General features: G+C 73.9%; 16 protein-coding genes and 1 riboswitch. Of the genes, 6 read left to right on the forward strand and 10 right to left on the reverse strand.

Annotated features, from left to right (window positions below):
- Positions 1-25: 25 nt before the first annotated feature.
- The 3 genes from ACWDRR_RS24435 to ACWDRR_RS24445 are packed head-to-tail and all read right to left on the reverse strand — an operon-like array spanning position 26 to position 3,617.
- The gene (locus ACWDRR_RS24435) at positions 26-676 is read right to left on the reverse strand and encodes a bifunctional 4-hydroxy-2-oxoglutarate aldolase/2-dehydro-3-deoxy-phosphogluconate aldolase (protein ID WP_449774329.1); all 651 of its coding nucleotides are present in this window, start codon (positions 674-676) and stop codon (positions 26-28) included.
- Complete coding sequence (locus tag ACWDRR_RS24440; protein WP_449774330.1) at positions 673-2,316, reverse strand: N-acyl-D-amino-acid deacylase family protein; 1,644 nt, start codon at positions 2,314-2,316, stop codon at positions 673-675. The genes ACWDRR_RS24435 and ACWDRR_RS24440 overlap by 4 nt, the downstream gene beginning before the upstream one ends.
- Positions 2,316-3,617, reverse strand: coding sequence for an alanine racemase (locus tag ACWDRR_RS24445; protein WP_449774331.1), 1,302 nt, complete (start codon positions 3,615-3,617; stop codon positions 2,316-2,318). Before ACWDRR_RS24445 ends, ACWDRR_RS24440 begins: the two co-directional genes overlap by 1 nt.
- A gap of 126 nt (positions 3,618-3,743) precedes the next feature.
- On the opposite strand from ACWDRR_RS24445, the gene ACWDRR_RS24450 reads away from it, so the two are divergent.
- The 3 genes from ACWDRR_RS24450 to ACWDRR_RS24460 all read left to right on the forward strand — a co-directional run bounded on the left by ACWDRR_RS24450 (position 3,744) and on the right by ACWDRR_RS24460 (position 6,341).
- Entirely contained in the window at positions 3,744-5,081 is a 1,338-nt protein-coding gene (locus ACWDRR_RS24450) for a sugar kinase (protein ID WP_449774332.1), read from the forward strand.
- Complete coding sequence (locus ACWDRR_RS24455) at positions 5,078-5,830, forward strand: IclR family transcriptional regulator (protein WP_449774333.1); 753 nt, start codon at positions 5,078-5,080, stop codon at positions 5,828-5,830. The genes ACWDRR_RS24450 and ACWDRR_RS24455 overlap by 4 nt, the downstream gene beginning before the upstream one ends.
- 103 nt (positions 5,831-5,933) lie before the next feature.
- Positions 5,934-6,341: a RidA family protein gene (locus ACWDRR_RS24460; protein ID WP_449774334.1), complete on the forward strand. Its 408-nt coding sequence runs from the start codon at positions 5,934-5,936 to the stop codon at positions 6,339-6,341.
- Between the two features lie 69 nt (positions 6,342-6,410).
- On the opposite strand, the gene ACWDRR_RS24465 is transcribed toward ACWDRR_RS24460, so the two are convergent.
- Positions 6,411-7,625: an MFS transporter gene (locus ACWDRR_RS24465; protein ID WP_449774335.1), complete on the reverse strand. Its 1,215-nt coding sequence runs from the start codon at positions 7,623-7,625 to the stop codon at positions 6,411-6,413.
- Between the two features lie 214 nt (positions 7,626-7,839).
- Between ACWDRR_RS24465 and ACWDRR_RS24470 the strand changes: the two genes are divergently transcribed.
- Positions 7,840-8,559, forward strand: coding sequence for a DUF2470 domain-containing protein (locus ACWDRR_RS24470; RefSeq protein ID WP_449774336.1), 720 nt, complete (start codon positions 7,840-7,842; stop codon positions 8,557-8,559).
- A 462-nt stretch (positions 8,560-9,021) separates the two neighbouring features.
- Here the strand turns inward: ACWDRR_RS24470 and ACWDRR_RS24475 are convergent, their stop codons facing one another.
- A complete protein-coding gene (locus ACWDRR_RS24475; protein ID WP_449774337.1) occupies positions 9,022-10,047 on the reverse strand; it encodes a M23 family metallopeptidase in 1,026 nt (341 codons plus the stop codon).
- Positions 10,048-10,050: 3 nt separating this feature from the next.
- Positions 10,051-10,211, reverse strand: a riboswitch (cyclic di-AMP (ydaO/yuaA leader).
- A 310-nt stretch (positions 10,212-10,521) separates the two neighbouring features.
- On the opposite strand from ACWDRR_RS24475, the gene ACWDRR_RS24480 reads away from it, so the two are divergent.
- Positions 10,522-12,060 (forward strand): MFS transporter, encoded by a 1,539-nt coding sequence (locus tag ACWDRR_RS24480; RefSeq protein WP_449774338.1) that lies wholly within the window; start codon positions 10,522-10,524, stop codon positions 12,058-12,060.
- Positions 12,061-12,067: 7 nt separating this feature from the next.
- Here ACWDRR_RS24480 and purB read toward each other — a convergent pair whose 3' ends face one another.
- The 4 genes from purB to ACWDRR_RS24500 form a co-directional block, all read right to left on the reverse strand.
- On the reverse strand, positions 12,068-13,498 hold the full coding sequence (purB, locus tag ACWDRR_RS24485) for an adenylosuccinate lyase (protein ID WP_449774339.1): 1,431 nt from the start codon (positions 13,496-13,498) through the stop codon (positions 12,068-12,070).
- A gap of 86 nt (positions 13,499-13,584) precedes the next feature.
- Positions 13,585-14,055 carry a MarR family winged helix-turn-helix transcriptional regulator gene (locus ACWDRR_RS24490; RefSeq protein ID WP_449774340.1) on the reverse strand — a complete coding sequence of 157 codons (471 nt, stop codon included), beginning with the start codon at positions 14,053-14,055 and terminating at the stop codon, positions 13,585-13,587.
- Between the two features lie 91 nt (positions 14,056-14,146).
- Positions 14,147-14,563, reverse strand: coding sequence for a DUF3037 domain-containing protein (locus ACWDRR_RS24495; protein WP_449774341.1), 417 nt, complete (start codon positions 14,561-14,563; stop codon positions 14,147-14,149).
- Positions 14,560-15,315 (reverse strand): HipA family kinase, encoded by a 756-nt coding sequence (locus tag ACWDRR_RS24500; RefSeq protein WP_449774342.1) that lies wholly within the window; start codon positions 15,313-15,315, stop codon positions 14,560-14,562. Before ACWDRR_RS24500 ends, ACWDRR_RS24495 begins: the two co-directional genes overlap by 4 nt.
- Positions 15,316-15,485: 170 nt before the next feature.
- Here ACWDRR_RS24500 and ACWDRR_RS24505 point away from each other — a divergent pair, with 170 nt between their 5' ends.
- Positions 15,486-16,844, forward strand: coding sequence for an NAD(P)/FAD-dependent oxidoreductase (locus ACWDRR_RS24505; RefSeq protein WP_449774343.1), 1,359 nt, complete (start codon positions 15,486-15,488; stop codon positions 16,842-16,844).
- 55 nt (positions 16,845-16,899) lie between these two features.
- Here ACWDRR_RS24505 and ACWDRR_RS24510 read toward each other — a convergent pair whose 3' ends face one another.
- The gene (locus ACWDRR_RS24510; protein ID WP_449774344.1) at positions 16,900-18,096 is read right to left on the reverse strand and encodes a GDSL-type esterase/lipase family protein; all 1,197 of its coding nucleotides are present in this window, start codon (positions 18,094-18,096) and stop codon (positions 16,900-16,902) included.
- Between the last annotated feature and the right edge of the window lie 139 nt (positions 18,097-18,235).

An 18,235-nucleotide genomic window follows, 5' to 3' on the forward strand; every position in this document is an offset into this window, starting at 1 on the left:
CCGCGGCCGCCCCGGCCCCCGCCGGCTACCGGCCGCCCACCGCGCAGGCCTGGGTGAACACCTTGGCCCGGCGGGTGATCTCCGCCCAGTCCCCGGCCGCGACGACCTCCGGCGCCACCACGTCCGTCCCCGCACAGACCGCGAGCGCACCCTGCGCGCGGAACTCCGCGGCGTTGCCCGCGTTGACGCCGCCGGAGGCGACCAGCGGAACGTCCGGGTACGGGCCGCGCAGGTCCTTGAGGTAGCCGGGCCCGAACGCCCGGGCCGGGAAGATCTTGACGGCGGCGGCGCCGAGGTCCACGGCCCGGGCGACCTCGGTGGGCGTGAGCGCGCCCAGCACGACCGGCACCCGGGCGGCGTGCGCGGCCCGGGCCACCTCCGGCCGGAGCCCGGGCGTGACCAGGAACGAGGCGCCGACGGCGATCGCCTCCTCGGCCTGCTCCGCGGTCAGCACGGTACCGACCCCGACCCGCCAGCCCTCCCGCGCGGCGCGCTGCAGATGGGTCGTCACCTCCGGTGTGGTGTAGGTGAATTCGGTCAGGTTGATGCCGCCCTCGGCGAGCGCGGCGCAGAGTGCGGCGGCGTCCGGTATCCGGGGAGCGCGGACGACGGCGATGACGGGCGAGGCGACCAGCACCGCCCGAAGGCGGGCGAGCACGGAAGGCGTGGGGTTCATAGGGCTCGGGTTCCTCGATCGGTTCGGCGCAGGGCGCGCCCGGGCCGGGCGCCCGTGGTGCGGCCCTGCCGGACGACGGCGGTGCCGTTGACGTAGACGTGCTCGATTCCGGCGGCGGGCCGCCGGGGGTGCTCGAAGGTGGCGGTGTCCTGGACGCGTTCGGGGTCGAGGAGCACCAGGTCGGCGTGGAATCCGGGAGCGATCCGGCCGCGCCGGTCCAGCCGCAGCCGGGCGGCGGGGCGGCCGGTCATCCGGGCGATCGCCTGCTCCAGCGTGAGCACGCCCAACTCCCGCCCGTAGTGCGCGAGATAGCGGGGGAACGTCCCCCAGGCGCGCGGGTGCGGCCGGGCCCCGACGAGCAGACCGTCACTGCCGACGGTGTGCGCGCGGTGACGCATGATCGCCCGGACGTTCTCCTCGTGGCCGACGTGCTGGAGGATGGTGGTGGCCAACTCGTCCCGTTGCAGCAGGTCGAGGAAGACCTCCGTCCCGCTGCGGCCCTGTTCGGCGGCGAGTTGGGCGACGGTCCGGCCGACCGCACCCGCCAGCTGCGGGTTCCGGACGCCGGAGAGCTGGATGGTCGCCCAGTCGGTGACCACCCCGTGGCAGCCGTCGCTGCCCTTCTCCTCCACCTCGTACCGGATCCGCTCGCGCGCGGCCGCGTCGCCGAGCCGGGCCAGGGTGGCCTGCGGGCCGCCCTCGGTGGCCCAACCGGGCAGCAGGGCGGCCAGCGTGGTGGAGCCGGGCAGGTACGGGTAGCTGTCCAGGGTGAGGTCGATGCCCTCGTCGAGCGCCCGGTCGACGAGGTCGAGCAGTTCGCCGGCCCGCCCCTGGTTGACGCCGAAGTTCATGGTGGCGTGGGTCAGGTGCAGCGGGCAGCCGGACCGGCGGGCGATCTCCACCATCTCGGCGTACCCCTCCAACGCCCCGGCGCCGTAGGAGCGTTGGTGCGGTGCGTGGAAGCCGCCGTACTCGGCGACCACCCGGCAGAGCGCGACCAGTTCGGCGGTGTCGGCGTACATCCCGGGCGTGTAGGTCAGTCCGCTGGAGAGGCCGACCGCCCCCTCCGCCAGGCCCTGGGCCAGCAGTTCGCGCATCCGGTCCAGTTCGGCGGGGCTCGGCGCCCGGTTCTCCCAGCCCATCGCGAGCATCCGCAGCGAGCCGTGCGGGACGAGGTAGCAGGCGTTGACGGCAGGGCCGGTCCGGTCCAGCCGGTCCAGGTACCCGCCGACGGTGCGCCAGTCCCAGTCGAAGCCCTCCGGGTCACCGTTCCAGCCGGCGATCTGGCGGCGCAGCGCCGGTAGCGTGCCGTCGTCCACCGGTGCGTACGAGAGCCCGTCCTGGCCGAGGACTTCGCAGGTGACGCCCTGGGTGACCTTGGCGGGGTGGTCGGGTTCGAGCAGCAGGGCGAGGTCGGAGTGGGCGTGCATGTCGATGAAGCCGGGGGCCAGCACCAGACCGTCGGCGTCCACCTCCCGGGTGGCGCCGAGGCCGTGCCCGACCTCGGCGATCCGCCCCTGCCCGATCCGGACGTCGGCCCGGTACCGGTCGGCGCCGGTGCCGTCGACGACGGTGGCCCCCTTGAAGACGAGGTCACCGCCCGAGGACCGGCCACCCTCTCCCGTGGACTGACGATCCATCAGAAATACGTCCTGACCAGGCCGGTGACCTTCGGGTCCGCGGCGGAGGCGTCGTCCAGCACCGGGAGCAGCGTCCACTTGTCGAAGGCGGTGCACGGGTGGGAGACCCCGAGCCGCAGCACCGCGCCGATCGGCGCGAGGTCGCCCGCGTCGCGCAGGAAGGCGTGCTGGTCGTTGAGCGCGGTGATCCGGGCCGCCGTGCCGGTCAACACCGGTCCGCCCCGGACGAGTTGCGGCTCCGGCAGGCCCTCGTCGAAGGGCAGGTCGCGCTTGCCGGCGTCCAGCAGGGCCAGCTGCGGCTCCGGCCGGGAGACCACCCGCGCCCAGCCGTGCAGGGCGCCGCGGAAGGGCGCCGGGCCGGCGCCCCGGACCAGCGGCGAGATCCCCCGGTAGAAGCCGTCGTCGTGGGCGATGTAGGCGCCCGAGCGCAGCACCACGGCGGCCTCCGGCAGCGCGGCCAGCTCCTCGACCACCAGGTCGAAGTAGGCGCTGCCGCCGGCCGTGACCACCGGCGGGGCCCCGTCGGCGTAGGCGCCGGCCAGCCGCCCGTGCAGGTCGGCGAGTGCGCGCAGGTAGCCGCGGACGGTGGCCAGGCCGTCGGCGCTCGCGTCGTGGGCCAGCGCACCCTCGTAGCCGCCGATCCCCGCCAGCCGCACCATCGGTGCGCGCAGCACCGCGGCGGCGACCTCCACGGCGGCGTCGACACCGCGCGCGCCGGTGCGCCCGCCGGGGCCGCCGAGTTCGATCAGCACCTCGACCGGCCGTTCGGCGCCGGCCGCCCGCAGTGCCTCGTCCATCAGCCGGACGCTGTCGGTGGAGTCCACCCAGGAAACGAACGCGAACGACGGGTCGGCGGCCAGCTCGGCGGCGAGCCAGCCGAGCCCGGCCGGGTCGAGCAGGGTGTTGGCCAGCAGGATCCGCTGGACGCCGAACGCCCTCGCCACCCGGACCTGCGGCAGGTTGGCCAGGGTGATGCCGTGGCTGCCGGCGTCCAGCTGCGCCTGCCAGAGCGCGGGGGCCATGGTCGTCTTGCCGTGCGGGGCGAGCGCCACGCCCGCCTTGGCGCACCAGTCGGCCATCGTCCGCACGTTGTGGTCGAGCGCCGCGGCGTCCAGCGTGAGCAACGGGGTGCCGAACCCGGCGAGGGTGGGCCCGGTGGCGAGGTAGTCGCGCACGCTCGACCCCCAGGCGGCGGGCGGCAGCGCCTTGAACCGCCAGTCGAGCACCTCGTCGGCGAGGGCCGCCACCGCGTCGGGGTCGATGCCCGGCCCGGTGCCGCTGCTTACGAAGGTCTGGTCCACCGTCTTCTCCTTACGTGTTGCAACATGTGCAACGAGGGTTGCACATGCTGGCATCACGGTTCTAGCATCGGCGCCGGACGAAGGTCAACGGACACGGTCAGCCGCCGCACACGAGGAGCCCACCAGATGCCCCGACAGGACGCCGCCGCGAGCTCGGGCACCCCGCCGCTCGACAGCCCGACGGCGGGCAGCCCGGCGGCACGGGGCACGGCGGCGAACCGGCCGAAGGCGGACCGGGCGGCAACGGACCGGGCGAGGGCGGACCGGGCGAGGGCGGACCGGGCGGCAACGGACCCGGCAGCAGCGGACCGGGCGACACCTGGGCAGCGGCCGGCGACCCCGACGGCGGTCTGCGTCGGCGAGTCCATGGCCGTGCTGCTGCCGGACCGCCCGGGCCCGCTGGAGGAGGTGGAGAACTTCCACCTCTCGGTCGGCGGCGCCGAGTCCAACGTGGCGGGCGCGCTGGCGGCGCTCGGCGTGTCGAGCGCCTGGATCAGCCGGGTGGGCGACGACGGCTTCGGCCGCCGCCTGGTCGGCGAGGTCGCCGCCCGCGGGGTGGACGTCTCGGCCGTCGCCGTGGACCCGCACCGCCCGACCGGCCTCTACCTCAAGGAGGTCGGCGGCTCCACCGGCGCCCGCCACGACCTCGGGCCCGGGCGCAGCCGGCTGCACTACCACCGGCGCGGCTCGGCCGCCTCCGCGCTCTCCCCCGCCCTGCTGGAGGACCCGGCGGCCGTCCGCCTGCTGGCCGGCGCCCGACTGCTGCACCTGTCCGGCATCACCGCGGCCCTGTCCGACGACTGCCTGGCCCTGCTGCGCGCCCTGCTCGCCGAGCGCCGCCCCGGCCGGCTGACCAGCTTCGACCTGAACTGGCGCCCCGCGCTCTGGCTCGACCGCGACCCGGCCGTACTGCCCCCGCTGCTGGACGCGGCCGATCTGCTGCTGCTCGGCGCCGACGAGGGCGAGGCCGCCTTCGGCACCGGCGACCCGTCGGCGCTGCGCCGCCGCTTCCCCTCCCCCGCCACCGTGGTCGTCAAGGACGCCGCCCGGACGGTCACCGCGCTGGAGCGGGACGGCACCGCCGTCACCGAGCCGGCCCTGGCCGTCGAGGTGGTCGAGGCCACCGGCGCGGGCGACGCCTTCGCGGCCGGCTACCTCGCGGCCACCGTGCGCGGCCTGGACCAGCGCCGCCGGCTGCGGCTCGGCCACCTCAGCGCCGCCTGCGCGCTCACCGCCCACGGGGACCAGGCCGAGCTGCCGCCCGAACCGGTGGTCGCCGCGCTGCTGGACGCCTCCCCCCGGGACTGGGCCGCCACCCGGATCTCCGCGGATGGCATCGTGTCCCCCGTACTGCCCGCGGCGGTGCCGCCCGGGCCGGTCCTGTCCGCGACGGCGGGGCCGGTGCCCGGGGGCGGTGCCTCCGACCCCCGACCGGCCGCCTCCCCGGCCCTTGGAGCACGATGAGCCAGACCGTCACCCGCGCCCTGCGCATCCTCGCCGAGCTCGGCGAGGGCGAGCGCTCCCTGGACCAGCTCGCCGAGCTGCTCGGCGTGCACAAGACCACGGTGCTGCGGCTGCTCCAGAGCCTCGAAGAGGAACGATTCGTCTACCGCGACCCGGCCTACCGCTACCACCTCGGCGCCGGCCTCTTCGCCCTCTCCGGCCTCGCCCTGGAGCAGCGCGGCGTGCGCCGGATCGCCGCGCCGCACCTGGCCGAACTGAACGCCGCCACCGGCCAGACCGTGCACCTGGCCGCGTACGAGGGCGGCGAGGTGGTCTACATCGACAAGTACGACTCGCGCCACCCGGTCAGGATGTACTCGCGGATCGGCCTGCGGGCGGCCCTGCACAGCGCCGCCGTCTCCAAGGTGCTGCTCGCCGACCTGCCGGTGCCCGAGCGGCGCCGGGTGGTGGCCGGCATCGACTTCACCCCGCACACCGCCCGCACCCTGACCACCCCCGAGGCGCTGCTCGCCGAGCTGGAGAAGGTCGCGGCCCAGGGCTGGGCGCAGGACCACGCCGAGCACGAGGCCTTCATCAACTGCGTGGCCGCGCCGATCCGGGACGCCAGCGGACGCGTCGTCGCCGCCGCCTCGATCTCCGTCCCCGACGTCGTCCTCCCCTACGAGCAGGTGCTGGAGCTGCTGCCCCAACTGCTCGCCACCGCCCGCGCCGTCTCCGCCGACTGCGGACAGACCCCCCGGACCGGCTGACCCCGGCCGACCCCGGCCCCCCGAACCAGCCCCGAACCGGCCGACCCCCGAACCCCGAACCAGCCCCGAACCGGCCGACCCGCCCCACCAACCGAGGAAGCTCATGAGCGACAAGACCGAGATCCGCACCGACGGCGCCCCCGCCCCGGCCTGGATGTTCTCCCAGGGCGTCCGCAAGGGCCCCATCCTGCAGGTCTCCGGCCAGGGCCCGCAGGACCCGGCCACCGGCGAGTACCTGCACCACGGCGACGTGAAGGCGCAGACCCGCCGGACGCTGGAGAACGTCAAGGCGATCGTGGAGGCCGGCGGCGCCACCATCGAGGACGTGGTGATGTTCCGCGTCTACCTGACCAAGCGGGCCGACTTCCCGCTGATGAACGAGGTCTACGCCGCGTTCATCGAGGAGAACATCGCGCCGGGCGGGGTGAAGCCCTGCCGCACCACGATCTTCGTCGAGCTGCCGCAGGAGCCGATGCTGGTCGAGATCGACGCGCAGGCCGTGATCGGCTGACCCGCCGGCGCGGTACGCGAAGGGGCCCGGACGAGCGTCCGGGCCCCTTCGCGTACCGGGCCGGTGGTCTCACCGCCCGGCGGTGACCGCCTGCTCGACGGCCGCGCCACCGCGCGCCACCACCGGGCCGGGCGCGCCGCCGGCCCGCCGCTCCAGCGCGCCGGAGAGCAGCGCGACGCCCAGGGCGAGGGCGGCCATCAGCCCGCCCACCCAGTTCGGCGCGTCGTAGCCGAGCCCGGCCGAGATGACCAGCCCGCCGAGCCAGGCGGCGAGCGCGTTGCCCAGGTTGAAGGCCGCGATGTTGGCGGCCGAGGCCAGCGTGGGCGCGCCGGCGGCCTGGTCCATCACCCGCTTCTGCAGCGGTGCGACGGTCGCGAAGCCGAACACCCCGATCAGCGGGATGGTGGCGATCGCGCCGGCCTTGCTGTGCGAGGCGAGGGTGAAGGCGAAGAGCAGCACCGCCAGGACCGCCAGGATCACGTACAGGCTGCGCATCAGCGCCCGGTCGGCGAACCAGCCGCCGAGCAGGTTGCCGACGAACAGGCCGACGCCGAAGAGGAAGAGCAGCCAGGTCACGCTGGAGGGGGCGAAGCCCGCCATCTCGGTCATCATCGGCGTGATGTAGGTGAACATCGCGAAGATGCCGCCCCAGCCGAGCACCGTCATGCTCAGCGCGAGCCAGATCTGCGGCTTGCGGAAGACGGCCAGCTCCGGGCCGAGCCGGGTGTCCTCGGCGCGCGGCTGGACGGGCACCAGGGCCGCGATGCCGGCGAAGCCGATCGCGCCGAGCGCCGCGACCACGAAGAAGGTGGAGCGCCAGCCGAAGTGCTGGCCGAGCAGGGTGCCCATCGGGACGCCGAGCACATTGGCGGCGGTGAGCCCGGTGAACATCAGGGCGATGGCACCCGCGCGCTTGTGCGGGGCGACGAGACCGGCGGCGACCACCGAGCCGATGCCGAAGAAGGCGCCGTGCGCGAAGGCCGCGAGCACCCGGCCGACCAGCAGCAGACCGAAGGCGGGCGCGACGGCGGAGACCAGGTTGCCCGCGATGAACAGGCCCATCAGCATCAGCAGCATCCCCTTGCGGGGGATCCGGGTGCCGAGGACGGTGAGCAGCGGGCCGCCGATCACGACGCCGAGTGCGTAGCCGGAGATGAGCAGACCGGCGGTGGGGATGGACACCGAGAAGTCGCCGGCGACCTCGGGCAGCAGGCCCATGATCACGAACTCGGTGGTGCCGATGCCGAAGGCGCTGATCGCCAGCGCCAGGAGCGCGAGGGGCATGAGGGGACCGCTTTCCAGAGCGTACAAACGATTGCGTGTGCAACTACCAGCGTCGACAATACGACCGCGCGCCGGATACTTGCAAGCGCTCGTTATCTCCATCTGCAATCCACCTGGCGCCATGCCGCGGATCCCGACCCCGAACCGCCCCGCGCACCTTGCCCTCCCCGGTCGAAATGATTAGGTTAGGCTCACCTAACTACCGGAGGTCGTCATGAGCCCCAGCCCCGTCGACGTCGAGGCGCCCGAACCCACCGCCGCCGAACGGGTCTGCAGCCTGCTCACCGCCACCTCCTCGGTGGTGATCCGCGCCGGCGGCGAGCACCACGACCTGGACAGCCCGGTGTCGGTGCACGGCTCCCGGCTGCGCCTGCGCGCCCCGCTCGACGCGCCGCTCACGCTCGCCGTCACCCGCGAACAGGACGGCCTCCCCGTCGTCCTGGACCTCACCGACATCGCCCCCGTCGCCGTCCGCGACCGCGTCCGCGGCCGCCTCACCCTGGCCGGCCGGCTCCACCTCGCCCACCTCGCCGACGACGGCCTCAGCGTCCACCTCCGACTCGACGTCGCGCACGCCGTCCTCTCCACCCCGTACGGCACCACCGCCCTCACCGGCGCCGACCTCTCCCTCGCCGCGCCCGACCCGCTCGCCCGCTTCGAGGCCGCGATGCTCACCCACCTCGCCGACGACCACCCGGACGCCCTCGCCCTGCTCACCCGGCTGCTGGACCAGGAGCTGCTCGCCGGCCGCCCCGACATCCGCCCGCTCGCCCTCGACCGGTACGGCCTGGTGCTCCGCCTGGACCACCCGTACGGCCACCGCGACGTCCGTCTGGTCTTCCCCGAGCCGGCCCGGGACGCGGACGAGTTCGGCCACCGGGTGCACCAGCTGCTGACCGCCGCGAACAGCGACCTGCCCGCCCACCGGTCCTGACCGGTCATCGGTCCCGACCGGTCATCGGGCGAATCCGGAGCCGTGACCGGAGCCGTGACCGCACCCGCCACCCGCCACCCGCCGCGGAAATTGCCCGGCGGATTTGACGGCCCGTCCGACCCCGGGCGGGCCGTCCGCATTCGGGGCGGGAACCATCCGGAACCGGTCCGGACGGGCCGACACCGGAATCCGGAAAGCGCACGCTGCCGCAAAGGCGGGTCAGCCGCCGCGCCTCCCGTCACAGGGGGGGCTGCTTCGAACCGGGACCGGCCCGCGGAAGAACAGGGAAAACAAAAAGCGGCCGGCCCGGCTCGCGAAGGATATTCGCGAGCCGGGCCGGCCTGGGCGTGTCCCGCGCCCATGTTCCACTGGTGGTGCGGCGATCACCCGGTCGAGCGGTCACCCGACATGACCATCCCGGGAGGTCGTTCGCCCCGCACCCAGCGGTGGTCCGACCCCAGGTCAGATGGAGACGCCGTGCGCCCGGAGGTAGGCGATCGGGTCGATGTCCGAGCCGTACTCCGAGCCGGTGCGGATCTCGAAGTGCAGGTGCGGGCCGGTCACGTTGCCGGTCGCACCCGAGAGGCCGATCTGCTGGCCGGCGGTGACGGTCTGACCGATCTTCACGCCGATCGAGGACAGGTGCGCGTACTGGGCGTACTTGCCGTCGGCGAGCTTGATCTCGACCTCGTTGCCGTAGGCGCCGCCGTTGCCGGCCTTGACCACGGTGCCGGCCGCGATGGCGCGCAGCGGGGTGCCGGTGGAGGCGACGAAGTCGGCGCCGGTGTGGTGGCCGGAGGACCACATCGAGCCGGCCACGCCGTAGGCGGTGCCGAGCTTCGGGTTGGCGACCGGGGCGACGTAACCGGAGGTGGCGGCCGGGGCGGCCGGAGCCGGGGTGACGGCCGGAGCGGCCGGCTTGGCGGCGGGGGCGGCCGGCTTGGTGGCCGGGGCCTGCGCGGGCTTGGCGGCCTGGACCGGCTTCGGGGCGGCGGGCTTGGCAGCCGGCTTCACCGACTCCTGCGGCTTGACGGCGGGGGCTGCCGGCTTGGCGGCCTCGGCGGCGGCCGGAGCGGTGGCGGCCTTGGCACCGAGCGCGAGCTGCTGACCCGGGAAGATGAGGTTCGGGTTGGCACCGACGACCGAGCGGTTGTGGTCGTACAGCGCCTGCCAGCCGCCCTCGACCTGCTTGGCGTCGGCGATCTTCGACAGGGTGTCCCCGCCGACGACCTTGTAGCTCTCCTCGGCCGGAGCGGCGGCGGGCTTGGCGGCCTCGGCGGCCGGCTGCGCGGCGGCGGCCGGGGTGGCGTCGACGCTGGTGGCGCCGGTCCAGGTGCTGGTCTGCGCGGGCTTCGCGGCCGGGGCGGTGTGGGCCTGGGCGCTGATGGTGGTCACCAGCGGAAGGGCGAAGGCGGCGCCGGTCACGGCGGTGGCGATGCCGATGCGGGCGGCGCGGGGCAGGGCGATACGACGAGCCTGTGCGGGCATGGGGAATTTCCTCTCCGACGCCTGCGAGGTGAGCTGTCGGGTTCGGGCTGGAGTTGCCCGGCCGCATAGCGCGGCTTCACCCCAAGCCGGACCGCGAATTCCGGTCCGGCGACTTACCTTTGGGTCCCCCGCTCCTGCCGTACAGAGTTCGGTTCGTACCACCGGGCAGCGGCAGGACTAGGCGTTCCACCCGGTGGCCACCCGGGCCAATGCCGGGCGGTCGCTGAACTAAAGCCCATCCATCCGGGTGAAGCAATGTCGATCTCTTGAATCGACAACCAATGCCGGGAAGGCCGTGACACTCCGAATGATCGGCTGCACGGTATGTGCACAATCGATTCACCGCGTGCCACTGATCCACGACGCTCCGCCGATTTCGGTGTCCGTCCGCATGCGATCACCTACGGAAAGCCATCTGCCGACACACCCCCGGTGAGCCTTGTCACGTCGGCTCCCGGGGCGCACGATCAGGCGGTGGCCACCTCCGAGGCCGGCACCCTGCGCCTGGGCACCGCGCAGGGCCGCTGGGTAGTACTGGCGACGGTGCTCGGCTCCAGCATGGCGATGCTCGACAGCACCGTGGTCAACGTCGCCCTGCCCCGGATCGGCACCGATCTCGGCGCCCCGCTCGAAGCCCTGCAATGGACGCTCAACGCCTACCTGCTGACGCTGGCCGGCCTCATCCTGCTCGGCGGCGCACTCGGGGACCGCTACGGCCGGCGCCGCGTCTTCCTGATCGGCGTGCTCTGGTTCGCCGCCGCCTCGGCGGCCTGCGCCGCGGCGCCCACCATCGAAGTGCTGGTCGCGGCCCGCGCGGTGCAGGGCATCGGCGGCGCGCTGCTCACCCCGGGCTCGCTGGCGATGCTCCAGGCCGTGTTCCACCCGGACGACCGCTCGGCGGCGGTCGGCCTCTGGTCCGGCCTCGGCGGGGTGTCGGCCGCGATCGGCCCGTTCCTCGGCGGCTGGCTGGTGGACGGCCCGGGCTGGCGGTGGATCTTCCTGCTGAACGTCCCGCTCGCCGTCCTGGTGGTGGCGGTGGCTTCCCGGCACGTCCCGGAGAGCCGGGACGAGAGCGCGACGGGCCGCTTCGACGCCCTCGGCGCGGCGCTGGCCGCGCTGGCCCTGGGCTCGGTCACCTACGCGCTGACGGCCGCGGGCGAGGGGCTCTCCCCCCGGGTCTGGGCGGCCGGCGCGGCCGGTCTGCTGCTGGGCGCCGCCTTCGTCGTGGTCGAGCGCCGCGTCGCGGAGCCGATGCTGCCGCTCGGCCTCTTCTCCTCGCGCCTGTTCACCGCGGTGAACCTGGTCACCCTCTGCGTCTACGCCGCGTTCAGCGGCGTGTTCTTCCTGCTGGTCGTGCAGCTGCAGATCGTCTCGGGCTTCTCCCCGCTGGTCTCCGGGCTGGCCCTGGTCCCGATCACCGTGCTGATGCTCGCGCTGTCCGCCCGGGCCGGCCGGCTCGGCAAGCGGATCGGCCCGCGGATCCCGCTCACCGTGGGGCCGCTGGTCTGCGCGGCGGGCGTGCTGCTGATGCTGCGGATCGGCGCGGACGCCTCCTACTGGACGGACGTCCTGCCGGCCGTGACCGTGATGGGCTGCGGGATGGTCCTGCTGGTCGCACCGCTCACCGCGACGGTGCTCGCGGCGGTGGAGGTCCGGCACGCCGGGATCGCCAGCGGCGTCAACAACGCCGCCGCCCGCGCGGCCGGTCTGCTCGCGGTGGCCGCCCTGCCCGCGCTGGCCGGGCTCAGCGGCGATGCCTACCGGGTGCCCGCCTCGGTGGACTCCGCCTTCCGGATCGCGATGCTGATCTGCGCCGGACTGCTGGCAGCCGGCGGCGTGATCGCGTTCACCACCGTCCGGGGCAACGTCCTGGCCCCCGAGGACCACCCGGTCGCCGAGCCGGACTGCCGCTACGCCTGCGGCACCGCCCCTCCGCTGGACCCGGGCCATGTCGGCGCCAGACACGGCGAGGGCCCCGCCACCGGATCGGCAGCGGGGCCCACAGAGGACTGACGAAGCGTCAGAGGATGTCACCCGGAGCGTACTTGGCGGCCTCGGGGTAGGCGGCGGCGACGGTCTCGATCCGGCGGACCACCTCGGCGACCTGGGCACCGGCCGCACCGGTGAAGGAGAGCCGGTCGGCCAGCAGCGCGTCCAGCGCGGCCCGGTCCAGCGGGATCCGCTCGTCGGCGGCCAGCCGGTCCAGCAGCTCGTTCTCCCGCGCGCCGGCCCGCATCGCCAGCGCCGAGGCGACGGCGTGCTCCTTGATGACCTCGTGCCCGGTCTCCCGGCCGACGCCCGCGCGCACCGCGCCCATCAGCACCTTGGTGGTGGCCAGGAACGGCAGGTAGCGGTCCAGCTCGGCCTCGATCACGGCGGGGAAGGCGCCGAACTCGTCGAGGACGGTCAGGAAGGTCTCCAGCAGACCGTCGAAGGCGAAGAAGGCGTCCGGCAGCGCGACCCGGCGCACCACCGAGCAGGAGACGTCGCCCTCGTTCCACTGGTCGCCGCCCAGCTCGGCGGTCATCGACGCGTAACCGCGCAGGATGACGGCCAGGCCGTTGACGCGCTCGCAGGAGCGGGTGTTCATCTTGTGCGGCATCGCGGAGGAGCCGACCTGGCCCTCCTTGAACCCCTCGGTGACCAGCTCGTGGCCGGCCATCAGGCGGATCGTCTTGGCCAGGCTGGACGGCGCGGCCGAGAGCTGGACGAGCGCGGTGAGCACCTCGAAGTCCAGCGAGCGCGGGTAGACCTGGCCGACGCTGGTGAGCACGTTGTCGAAGCCGAGGTGGCCGGCCACCCGGCGCTCCAGCTCGGCGAGCTTCTCGGTGTCGCCGCCGAGCAGGTCCAGCATGTCCTGGGCGGTGCCCACCGGGCCCTTGATCCCGCGCAGCGGGTAGCGGGCGATCAGCTCCTCCAGCCGGCGGAAGGCGACCAGCAGCTCGTCGGCGACGGTCGCGAAGCGCTTGCCCAGGGTGGTGGCCTGCGCGGCGACGTTGTGCGACCGGCCGGCCATCACCAGCTCGGAGTGCTGGGCGGCGAGCCGGCCCAGGCGGACCAGCACGGCGACCGTGCGGTCGCGGACGTGCTCCAGCGACTGGCGGATCTGCAGCTGCTCGACGTTCTCGGTCAGATCCCGGGAGGTCATGCCCTTGTGGATCTGCTCGTGGCCGGCGAGGTCGCTGAACTCCTCGATCCGCGCCTTCACGTCGTGCCGGGTGACCCGCTCGCGGGCGGCGATCGAGCCGAGGTCGACCTGGTCGATCACCCGCTCGTAGTCGGCGACGGCACCGGCGGGCACCTCGACGCCGAGGTCCTGCTGGGCCTTCAGGACGGCGAGCCACAGATGGCGCTCGAGGACCACCTTGTGCTCGGGGGACCACAGCTGGGCCAGGGTCGCCGAGGCGTACCGGGAGGCCAGGACATTGGGGATCTGGGGCTTCGCGCTCACGCTTCGCAAGCCTAACAGCCGAGGTCAGCGCGAGCGGCGGCGGACCGGGCCCGACGGCCGGCCCGGCCCGGCAGCACTCCCGACCGTCACCCGGCCGGCACCTGCACGGCGCCGGTGGAGCGGCCGGCGAGCACCGGCAGCACCTGCGCGCAGATCGAGTGCAGCGACACCCGCTGCTCGTCGGTCATCGCCTCGAAGGCCTGGTGGGTGCGGCTCATCTCGCCGCGGATCAGCCCGAGGATCTCGCGGCCCTGCTCGGTGATCACCACGATCTTGACCCGCCGGTCACCGGCCGCCGCCTCGCGGTTGGCCAGGCCGAGCGACTCCAGCCGATCGACGATCCCGGTCACGTTGGAGGCGTCGCAGCCCAGTCGGCCGGCCAGCGCGCGCATCGGCACCGGCTCCTGCACCGCGCCGAGCGCCTTCGCCTGCGAGGAGGAGAGGCCGTGCCGGGCCGCCGCCCCCGCGAAGTCCTGGAAGTAGGCGGCGCCGACGGCGGCCAACGCCTCCATCAACTCGGCGTTGGTCGGTACGGTCGTCGTCGCTGTCGAACCCATGGGGCCAGGGTACGACCGAGTGCTTCACCAACTCAAGCTTTGACCGGGGCAAAAGTCCGCAGGTCAACCGCTCGGGCTCCGAAGGGGTCGTTCAGAGCACCAACTGGTCGAAGAGCCGCCGCAGCTCGGCCTCCGGGTCGCCGGTCAGCCCGGTGTGCACCGGCCCCGGCTGGACGATCGCGCTGCGCGGCGCCGTCAGCCAGCGGAACCGCTGTCCGGGGCTGTCGGCCGCCGCCGGGCCGGCCGCCGGCCCGCCCGCGCAGACGGCCTCGATCCCGTGCAGCGCCCGGCGCACCCCGGCGACGTCCGCCACCGGGTCCAGCGCCAGCAGCCGGGCCTGGTCCAGGTGGGTCCGCGCACCCAGGTGCGCGCTCTGCCGGCAGTAGAGCAGTACGCCGATGTTGACGCACTCGCCGCGCTCGACCCTGGGCACCGCCCGGATCACGGCGTACTCGTAGTCGTGCAGTTCGGCGGCGGCCGGCGGGGCCGGCGGCGCGGACTCGGTCATGCGGACACCTCCGGCAGCCAGTCGCGCGGACCGGCCAGTCGCTCGGTCAGCTGGGCGCGGTACGCGGCGCGCACCGCCTCGGGCGAGTCGAAGCCCGGCTCGTCCACCAGCCAGACGTCGGGGATCTGCGCCACCGCCTCCGCCACCGCCGCCTCCGCGAGCGGCGCGAGCGTCTTGTCGGCGGCCGCCAGATCCGGTTCGGCCCGCAGCAGCGCGTGGTCCGAGGCGTCGTACGGGCGGCGGACCCAGCCGGGTGCGCCCGCCCAGTGGTGGTGGAAGATGAGGCTGGCGCCGTGGTCGATCAGCCGCAGCCCGCCGGTGGCCACCAGCAGGTTGGGGTTGCGCCAGGAGCGGTCGACGTTGCCGATCAGGGCGTCGAACCAGAGCACCTGCCCGGCCAGCCCGGCGTCCACCTCGAAGCAGAGCGGGTCGAAGTTGAGCGCGCCGCTGACGAAGGCCATGCCGAGGTTGAGGCCGCCACTGGCCCGCATCTGGTCCTGGATCTGCTGGTCCGGCTCGCTGCGGGCCAGCACCGGGTCCAGGTCCACGGTGACCAACTCCGGTACCGGCAGCCCGAGCCGGCGGCCGAGCTCACCGGCCAGCACCTCCGCCACCAGCGCCTTGCGGCCCTGCGCCGCGCCGACCCATTTCAGCGCGTACAGCCGCCGGTCGTCGGCCTCGACCAGGCCCGGCATCGAGCCGCCTTCTCGCAGTGGCGTCACATAACGGACCGCCGTCACCTCGGGGAGCACGCCGGACAGCCTATCGGGCATATGCACGGACCGGGCGTCGCGGGCCGTTCCCCGCCGCCCGCGTCTGCGCCATCCGCGCCGTACCGGTGGCAGCGCCCGCTGCTCCGTGCGAGTGTGGCGGACAGTAGTGGGGACCTTGACGGTACGAACTGCACTGTAAGGGATGAACGATGGAACGACCTCGGATCCTGATCGTGGGCGGTGGCTTCGCCGGACTGGAGTGCGCTCGCCGCCTCGAACGCAAGCTCGCGCCGTCGGAGGCGGAGATCTCGCTGGTCACGCCGTTCAGCTATCAGCTCTATCTGCCGCTGCTCCCGCACGTGGCGGCCGGGGTGCTGACCCCGCAGTCGGTCGCGGTCTCGCTCCGCCGGACCTTGCGCCGGACCCACATCGTCCCCGGCGGCGCGATCGGCGTCGACCCGCGCTCCAAGGTCTGCGTGGTCCGCAAGATCACCGACGAGGTGGTCGCGCAGAAGTACGACTACCTGGTGCTCGCCCCCGGCAGCGTGACCCGCACCTTCGACATCCCGGGCCTGACCGACTACGCGCGGGGCATGAAGACGCTCGCCGAGGCGACCTACGTCCGCGACCACGTCATCGCCCAACTCGACCTCGCCTCGGCCACCCTGGACCAGCGGGAGCGCGAGTCCCGGCTCCAGTTCGTGGTGGTCGGCGGCGGCTACGCGGGCACCGAGACGGCCGCCTGCCTGCAGCGCCTGACCACCGCGGCCGCCGCCCGCTACCCGCGACTGGACGCCCGGCAGATCAAGTGGCACCTGATCGACATCGCCCCGAAGCTGATGCCGGAGCTCGGCGACGCCCTCGGCACCGCCGCGCTGGAGGTGCTGCGCGAACGCGGCATCGAGGTCTCGCTGGGCGTCTCGGTGGCCGAAGTCGGCGCCGAGTCGGTCAAGTTCACCGACGGCCGGGTGCTCCCCTGCCGGACGCTGATCTGGACGGCCGGCGTCGCCGCCAGCCCGCTGATCGGCACCCTGGACGCCGAGACGGTCCGCGGCCGGGTCGCGGTCACCGCCGAGATGCGGGTGCCCCAGTTCGAGGGCGTCTTCGCGCTCGGCGACGCCGCCGCCGTCCCGGACCTCGCCAAGGGCGACGGCGCGGTCTGCCCGCCCACCGCCCAGCACTCCGCCCGCCAGGGCCGGGCGGTGGCGAACAACGTGATCGCCGCACTGCACAACCAGCCGCTGGAGCCCTACTACCACAAGGACCTCGGGCTGGTGGTGGACCTCGGCGGCAAGGACGCGGTCTCCAAGCCGATGGGCGTCGAGCTGCGCGGCGTCCCCGCCCAGGTGGTCGCCCGCGGCTACCACCTGATGGCGATGCGCACCAACGCCGCCAAGTTCCGGGTCGGCGCCAACTGGCTGCTGAACGCCACCGCCGGCGACGACTTCGTCCGGACCGGCTTCCTGGCCCGCCAGCCCGCCCGACTGCGGGACTTCGAGTACACCGACGCCTATCTGACGAAGGATCAGGTCCGGGCGCACGCCCAGGCCCTGCTCGCCAAGGGCTGACGCACCGCGGCCGGCCCCCGCTCCCGGACGGAGCGGGGGCCGGCCGCGCCGTGCGCTACCGCGCGGTCAGGTACATCCCGGTCGCGTCCTTGCCGGCCGTGTTGCGACAGCCGAAGTTGCCGCTCGGCCGTGCGTACAGCAGGGTCAGGCACTGCCCGAGGGCCTGCTGACCGTAGTAGTTGGGGTGCATCGACTCCTGGATCGTGCCCTGCGAGGCACTGAGCCCGCCGTCGACGAACCGCGCCCACTCACTGGTGGTGGCGGACGGCGCGCTGGTCGAACTCGCCTGCTTGGTCGCCTTGGAGCAGACCTCGCGGCCCTGCAGCATGTCCGCCAGGTCCAGGAACTGCGCGCCCTTCGAGGCGGCGACACCCGCCAGCGCCCGCGAGATCTGCGGCACCAGCGAATCCCGCGCCCAGTCGGCGTCGCCGTTCCAGAACGGACAGCCGCCGGTGTCGGACCGGCTCCAGCCGCTCTCCGGGTAGCGCATCTCGGCCCCGCGCGGGATCGGCGAGGGGTAGGACTGCAGCACGACCCGGTAGTCGCCCGCCGCGTAGCCGGCGCCCGACATCACGGCCCGGATCTCGTCCAGCGCCTTGCCGACGCCGGCCATCGCGTCGGGCATCCGGGCGTCGATCTCGCCCTGCTGGTCGTCGTGGCAGTAGGAGTACCAGACCAGGTAGTCCTGGACGCAGGTGCTGATCACGTCGCCGAAGCCGAGGTCGTTGCCGCCGATCGAGAGCGTGATCAGCTTGACGTTGTACTGGCGCGCCACCGTGGCGAGTTGGTCGGCCTGCGGGGCCTCGCCCTTGAACGACTGACCGCCGTTGGCGGCCCGGTAGACGTTGGCGGCGACGGCTCCGGAGCAGGCCAGGTTGATCTGGTTCTGCGCCACGGTCGGAGCGCTGCGCACCTCGGCGACGTCCGAGCGGTCGCACCCGCTCGTGTAGGTCGCGCCGTAGATCCGACTCGGGTCGTAGGCGCTACCGGTCCAGGCCCGGTCGGTACCGGCCCGGCCGCCGCTGGTGACGACGGAGTTGCCCTTCCAGCGGCCGGCCTCGCCGGAGATGTAGCTGTCCCCCAGGGTGACGCTGGCGGTCGGCCCGCCCGGAGCGGCGGTGGCGGCCGCGGCCGGAGCGGCGGCGCCGGCGATCAGGCCGGCCGCGCCGAGCGGCAGGGCGAGGGCGGCGGCGAGCAGCCGCCGGGTCAGGCTGGTGGTTCTGCGTGTGATGCTCGAACGGTTTTCGGGCACGACGGAACTCCTGCGGTCGGTCTCGCCCGCTGTGTGGGGGCGGGGAGACGCGGAGGTGAGGGTAGGCCGCCGGCCGGTGGCGCGATGAAGATGACATGCTCGCGCTTGTTACCGCTAGGTATCTGCACCAGGTTTCTCG

This window comes from Kitasatospora sp. NPDC003701, assembly GCF_053587085.1.

What these genes read in the sequence shown, in the direction of transcription:
- ACWDRR_RS24490 (WP_449774340.1), bottom strand. Translation starts at nt 14,055, where the DNA reads ATGGGTTCGACAGCGACGACGACCGTACCGACCAACGCCGAGTTGATG.
- ACWDRR_RS24450 (WP_449774332.1), top strand. Translation starts at nt 3,744, where the DNA reads ATGCCCCGACAGGACGCCGCCGCGAGCTCGGGCACCCCGCCGCTCGAC.
- ACWDRR_RS24460 (WP_449774334.1), top strand. Translation starts at nt 5,934, where the DNA reads ATGAGCGACAAGACCGAGATCCGCACCGACGGCGCCCCCGCCCCGGCC.
- ACWDRR_RS24475 (WP_449774337.1), bottom strand. Translation starts at nt 10,047, where the DNA reads ATGCCCGCACAGGCTCGTCGTATCGCCCTGCCCCGCGCCGCCCGCATC.
- ACWDRR_RS24465 (WP_449774335.1), bottom strand. Translation starts at nt 7,625, where the DNA reads ATGCCCCTCGCGCTCCTGGCGCTGGCGATCAGCGCCTTCGGCATCGGC.
- ACWDRR_RS24495 (WP_449774341.1), bottom strand. Translation starts at nt 14,563, where the DNA reads ATGACCGAGTCCGCGCCGCCGGCCCCGCCGGCCGCCGCCGAACTGCAC.
- ACWDRR_RS24470 (WP_449774336.1), top strand. Translation starts at nt 7,840, where the DNA reads ATGAGCCCCAGCCCCGTCGACGTCGAGGCGCCCGAACCCACCGCCGCC.
- ACWDRR_RS24435 (WP_449774329.1), bottom strand. Translation starts at nt 676, where the DNA reads ATGAACCCCACGCCTTCCGTGCTCGCCCGCCTTCGGGCGGTGCTGGTC.
- ACWDRR_RS24440 (WP_449774330.1), bottom strand. Translation starts at nt 2,316, where the DNA reads ATGGATCGTCAGTCCACGGGAGAGGGTGGCCGGTCCTCGGGCGGTGAC.
- ACWDRR_RS24505 (WP_449774343.1), top strand. Translation starts at nt 15,486, where the DNA reads ATGGAACGACCTCGGATCCTGATCGTGGGCGGTGGCTTCGCCGGACTG.
- ACWDRR_RS24455 (WP_449774333.1), top strand. Translation starts at nt 5,078, where the DNA reads ATGAGCCAGACCGTCACCCGCGCCCTGCGCATCCTCGCCGAGCTCGGC.